Origin of the sequence: Microbacterium sp. MPKO10, from assembly GCF_026107415.2 — a bacterium.
GTDB lineage: Bacteria > Actinomycetota > Actinomycetes > Actinomycetales > Microbacteriaceae > Paramicrobacterium.
In genome coordinates, this window is sequence record NZ_JAPCHX010000011.1 from 1 (window position 1) to 5,534 (window position 5,534).

The 5,534-nt window shown below is 54.6% G+C and carries 3 rRNA genes; all 3 read right to left on the bottom strand.

Features of this window, described 5'->3' with window-relative positions:
• Positions 1-28 precede the first annotated feature (28 nt).
• Positions 29-145: ribosomal RNA gene (gene rrf, locus OK352_RS17645) — 5S ribosomal RNA — on the bottom strand.
• Between the two features lie 99 nt (positions 146-244).
• Positions 245-3,382: ribosomal RNA gene (locus tag OK352_RS17650) — 23S ribosomal RNA — on the bottom strand.
• Positions 3,383-3,779: 397 nt separating this feature from the next.
• Positions 3,780-5,312, bottom strand: a 16S ribosomal RNA gene (locus tag OK352_RS17655).
• Together the 16S, 23S and 5S rRNA genes form the textbook arrangement of a ribosomal RNA operon.
• Positions 5,313-5,534 lie beyond the last annotated feature (222 nt).

The following is a 5,534-nucleotide window of genomic DNA, read 5'->3' on the forward strand; positions in this document are numbered from 1 at the left end:
GGGGTGGCCTTCACGTTGTGTAAGTTAAGTCCGGCGGTGTCCTACTCTCCCACAGGGTCCCCCCTGCAGTACCATCGGCGCTGAGAGCCTTAGCTTCCGGGTTCGGAATGTGACCGGGCGTTTCCCTCTCGCTATGACCGCCGTAACAAACGGTGACGCATATGAACACACACATGTGGTGTGTTGTTTGGTTCTGACCGTGCGTCAGGAACCACAAAGTGGACGCGAAACATCAAGTGTTGTTGTTATCAAGTTATCGGCTTATTAGTACCAGTCAGCTCCACACATTGCTGTGCTTCCACATCTGGCCTATCAACCCAGTCGTCTAGCTGGGAGCCTCTCACCCGCAAGGGGTATGGAAATCTCATCTTGAGGCCGGCTTCCCGCTTAGATGCTTTCAGCGGTTATCCATCCCGAACGTAGCTAATCAGCGATGCCACTGGCGTGACAACTGACATACCAGAGGTTCGTCCAACCCGGTCCTCTCGTACTAGGGTCAGATCCTCTCAAATTTCCTGCGCGCGCAGCGGATAGGGACCGAACTGTCTCACGACGTTCTAAACCCAGCTCGCGTACCGCTTTAATGGGCGAACAGCCCAACCCTTGGGACCTACTCCAGCCCCAGGATGCGACGAGCCGACATCGAGGTGCCAAACCATGCCGTCGATATGGACTCTTGGGCAAGATCAGCCTGTTATCCCCGAGGTACCTTTTATCCGTTGAGCGACAGCGCTTCCACAAGCCACTGCCGGATCACTAGTCCCGACTTTCGTCCCTGCTCGACCTGTCAGTCTCACAGTCAAGCTCCCTTGTGCACTTACACTCGCCACCTGATTGCCAACCAGGTTGAGGGAACCTTTGGGCGCCTCCGTTACTCTTTAGGAGGCAACCGCCCCAGTTAAACTACCCACCAGGCACTGTCCCTGAACCGGATCACGGTTCGAAGTTAGATATCCAGAATGACCAGAGTGGTATTTCAACAACGACTCCACGAACACTAGCGTGCCCGCATCATAGTCTCCCACCTATCCTACACAAGCCACACCGAACACCAATACCAAGCTGTAGTAAAGGTCACGGGGTCTTTCCGTCCTGCTGCGCGTAACGAGCATCTTTACTCGTAATGCAATTTCGCCGAGTTCGTGGTTGAGACAGCTGGGAAGTCGTTACGCCATTCGTGCAGGTCGGAACTTACCCGACAAGGAATTTCGCTACCTTAGGATGGTTATAGTTACCACCGCCGTTTACTGGGGCTTAAATTCACAGCTTCACCCCGAAGGGTTGACCGTTCCTCTTAACCTTCCAGCACCGGGCAGGCGTCAGTCCGTATACATCGTCTTGCGACTTGGCACGGACCTGTGTTTTTAGTAAACAGTCGCTTCCCACTGGTCTCTGCGGCCACCACACCCTTTCGGAGCAAGTCCTAATAAGTGAGCGGCCCCCCTTCTCCCGAAGTTACGGGGGCATTTTGCCGAGTTCCTTAACCACGATTCTCTCGATCTCCTTAGTATTCTCTACCTGACCACCTGTGTCGGTTTGGGGTACGGGCAGCTAGAACCTCACGTCGATGCTTTTCTCGGCAGCATAGGATCATCGGATCATACCCTTTACGGGTTCCCCTTCAACTCTCAGCCTTCACAGGGAACGGATTTACCTATCCCCCGGCCTACAGCCTTGGCCTGGGACAACCATCGCCCAGGACCGACTACCTTCCTGCGTCACACCTGTTAACACGCTAACCGCACCAGCATGGGGTCGAGCGTTCACCCACACCATCCACCCCCCGAAGGGGACTTCCGAATGCGGGCTAGGACTCTTAGCACCACTGGATTAGCTTGGGCGGTTCTTCGCCGGTACGGGAATATCAACCCGTTGTCCATCGACTACGCCTGTCGGCCTCGCCTTAGGTCCCGACTTACCCAGGGCGGATTAACCTGGCCCTGGAACCCTTGGTCTTCCGGAGGACGGGTTTCTCACCCGTCTTTCGCTACTCATGCCTGCATTCTCACTCGTGTAGCCTCCACGGCTGGTTTCCACCGCCGCTTCACCGGCCACACGACGCTCTCCTACCCATCAACACACCTGAACCAACACGAACAAGTCGTGCGGCTTAGTTACTAATGTCAATGCCACAACTTCGGTGGCGTGCTTGAGCCCCGCTACATTGTCGGCGCGGAATCACTTGACCAGTGAGCTATTACGCACTCTTTCAAGGATGGCTGCTTCTAAGCCAACCTCCTGGTTGTCTCTGCAACTCCACATCCTTTCCCACTTAGCACGCGCTTAGGGACCTTAGATGGTGGTCTGGGTTGTTTCCCTCTCGACGATGAAGCTTATCCCCCACCGTCTCACTGCTGCGCTCTCACTTCCCGGCATTCGGAGTTTGGCTGACGTCAGTAACCTGTTGAGGCCCATTAGCCATCCAGTAGCTCTACCTCCGGGAAGAAACACACAACGCTGCACCTAAATGCATTTCGGAGAGAACCAGCTATCACGAAGTTTGATTGGCCTTTCACCCCTATCCACAGCTCATCCCCTCCATTTTCAACTGAAGTGGGTTCGGCCCTCCACGCGCTCTTACACACGCTTCAGCCTGGCCATGGATAGATCACTTCGCTTCGGGTCTAGAACATGCGACTGGATCGCCCTCTTCGGACTCGCTTTCGCTACGGCTACCCCACACGGGTTAACCTCGCCACATATCGCTAACTCGCAGGCTCATTCTTCAAAAGGCACGCTGTCACCCCAACAAGGAGGCTCCAACGGATTGTAAGCAAACGGTTTCAGGTACTATTTCACTCCCCTCCCGGGGTACTTTTCACCTTTCCCTCACGGTACTTGTCCGCTATCGGTCATCTGGGAGTATTTAGGCTTATCAGGTGGTCCTGACAGATTCACACGAGATTTCTCGGGCCCCGTGCTACTTGGGATACTCTTCACGCGATCATGGCATTTCAGCTACGGGGTTCGCACCCTCTCTGACCGGCCATTCAAAACCGTTCGCCTATACCACTCACAACGCCCACCACATGTCAGCATGATGAGAAAAGTCCCACAACCCCGACCATGCAACCCCTGACAGGTATCACACACGAATCGGTTTAGCCTCATCCGGGTTCGCTCGCCACTACTACCGGAATCACTTTTGTTTTCTCTTCCTGTGGGTACTGAGATGTTTCACTTCCCCACGTTCCCTCACCCCGCCCTATACATTCAGACGGGAGTGACCAGGCACCCCAAAAGGCCCTGGCCGGGTTTCCCCATTCGGAAATCCTCGGATCACAGCTCGTTTATCAGCTCCCCGAGGCTTATCGCAGATTACGACGTCCTTCTTCGGCTCCAGATGCCAAGGCATCCACCGTTTGCTCTTAAAAACTTGAAAACAACATGAGCATGAATCAAAAAAATCAACAAAGAAAAATTGACCATAAAAAGGAACACCCCAAAAATGAGGCATTCCAAAGATGCTCGCGTCCACTGTGTAGTTCTCAACGTACGGTCGGTACTGCAAGCCACCCCCACAAAAGGAGCACACCCACAGTCCGAGAAACCCGCAAACCCACCCAAAAGAGTGGGCCTGCCTGGTCCCTCAGGACCCAATAACGTGCACGCCCCGCACCCACAAGACACAAACCGTTCCAACCAACCCAAAAGCCGGCGTACTAAACCCATGCCCCGCAACCACGGAGCCACATCAAATGTTCCACCCATGAGCAGCTGCCAGAACACAAACGGTCCTGATACAGCCTCCTGGACACAAAGTGCCAGTTGCTCCTTAGAAAGGAGGTGATCCAGCCGCACCTTCCGGTACGGCTACCTTGTTACGACTTAGTCCTAATTACCGGTCCCACCTTCGACAGCTCCCTCCACAAGGGTTAGGCCACCGGCTTCGGGTGTTACCGACTTTCATGACTTGACGGGCGGTGTGTACAAGGCCCGGGAACGTATTCACCGCAGCGTTGCTGATCTGCGATTACTAGCGACTCCGACTTCACGTAGTCGAGTTGCAGACTACGATCCGAACTGGGACCAGCTTTTTGGGATTCGCTCCACCTCACGGTATCGCCGCCCATTGTACTGGCCATTGTAGCATGCGTGAAGCCCAAGACATAAGGGGCATGATGATTTGACGTCATCCCCACCTTCCTCCGAGTTGACCCCGGCAGTATCCCCTGAGTTCCCACCATAACGTGCTGGCAACAGAGAACGAGGGTTGCGCTCGTTGCGGGACTTAACCCAACATCTCACGACACGAGCTGACGACAACCATGCACCACCTGTATACGAGTGTCCAAAGAGAACTACATTTCTGCAGCGTTCCCGTATATGTCAAGCCTTGGTAAGGTTCTTCGCGTTGCATCGAATTAATCCGCATGCTCCGCCGCTTGTGCGGGCCCCCGTCAATTCCTTTGAGTTTTAGCCTTGCGGCCGTACTCCCCAGGCGGGGAACTTAATGCGTTAGCTGCGACACGGAGACCGTGGAAAGGCCCCCACATCTAGTTCCCAACGTTTACGGGGTGGACTACCAGGGTATCTAAGCCTGTTTGCTCCCCACCCTTTCGCTCCTCAGCGTCAGTAGCGGCCCAGAGATCTGCCTTCGCCATCGGTGTTCCTCCTGATATCTGCGCATTCCACCGCTACACCAGGAATTCCAATCTCCCCTACCGCACTCTAGTCTGCCCGTACCCACTGCAGGCCCGAGGTTGAGCCTCGGGATTTCACAGCAGACGCGACAAACCGCCTACGAGCTCTTTACGCCCAATAATTCCGGACAACGCTCGCACCCTACGTATTACCGCGGCTGCTGGCACGTAGTTAGCCGGTGCTTTTTCTCCAGGTACCGTCACCCCAAAAGAGGCTTCTTCCCCGACAAAAGAGGTTTACAACCCGAAGGCCGTCATCCCCCACGCGGCGTTGCTGCATCAGGCTTTCGCCCATTGTGCAATATTCCCCACTGCTGCCTCCCGTAGGAGTCTGGGCCGTGTCTCAGTCCCAGTGTGGCCGGTCACCCTCTCAGGCCGGCTACCCGTCGTCGCCTTGGTAAGCCATTACCTCACCAACAAGCTGATAGGCCGCGAGTCCATCCCCAACCAGTAAAACCCTTTCCACCCACAGACCATGCGGCCATGAGTCATATCCAGTATTAGACACCGTTTCCAGCGCTTATCCCAGAGTCAGGGGCAGGTTACTCACGTGTTACTCACCCGTTCGCCACTAATCCACCAGAGCAAGCTCCAGCATCATCGTTCGACTTGCATGTGTTAAGCACGCCGCCAGCGTTCGTCCTGAGCCAGGATCAAACTCTCCGTAAATGCATAAACACTGACCAAAAAAACAGCCAGCAAACATCAACGCGCCCCACCACCAAAACGGCAACAGGACACAAGTTCAATCATGACAAAACAAACATCAAAACTGACATTCGCTATCAATCAATCAAAGGAATCCCAACCCAGACAAAAAGCCCAGGCCGAGGTTCAAAAATTGGCATTTGACATGTGCACGCTATTGAGTTCTCAAGGACCAGACGCATC